This is a genomic window from Chryseobacterium sp. HNCC26DJ238 (assembly GCF_057180465.1).
Genome location: NZ_JBXUGI010000063.1, coordinates 1 through 562, shown reverse-complemented (window position 1 = coordinate 562; position 562 = coordinate 1). Strand labels below are relative to the sequence as shown.

Below are 562 nucleotides of genomic sequence, written 5' to 3'. Positions count from 1 at the left end.
TGTTTCAGGAGGAACAGGACCTTACACCTATTCATGGTCTCCATCTGGAGGTACCGCTGCAACCGCTACCGGCCTTTCTGCGGGAACTTACACAGTGACTGTTACTGATGCTAACGGATGTACCTTATCAAGAACATTTACCATTACCCAACCAGCGTCTGCAGTGAGTGGAACCACGGTAGTAACGAATATAGCGTGTAACGGAGGTTCTACCGGAGCGATCAATTTAACGCCAGCGGGTGGAACAGCACCTTACACTTTCAACTGGGGTGGTGGAATCACGACAGAAGACAGAACAGGATTGGCTGCCGGAACGTACACGGTAATTATCACCGATGCGAACGGATGTACTGCTACAGTAAACGCTACAGTAACTCAACCTGCAACAGCAGTTTCAGGAACGACTGTTGTAACGAATATTGCTTGTAACGGAGGATCAACAGGATCAATTAATTTAACTCCAGTAGGAGGTTCTGCACCATACACATTCAATTGGGGTGGTGGAATCACGACGGAGGACAGAACAGGATTGGCTGCCGGAACGTATACTGTAATTATTACA

At 47.7% G+C, this 562-nt stretch carries 1 protein-coding gene; it reads left to right on the top strand.

Annotated features, from left to right (window positions below; translation table 11 throughout):
* The coding region (locus AC2A07_RS19720) for a SprB repeat-containing protein (protein ID WP_484051803.1) at positions 1-562 on the top strand (562 nt) is incomplete at both ends.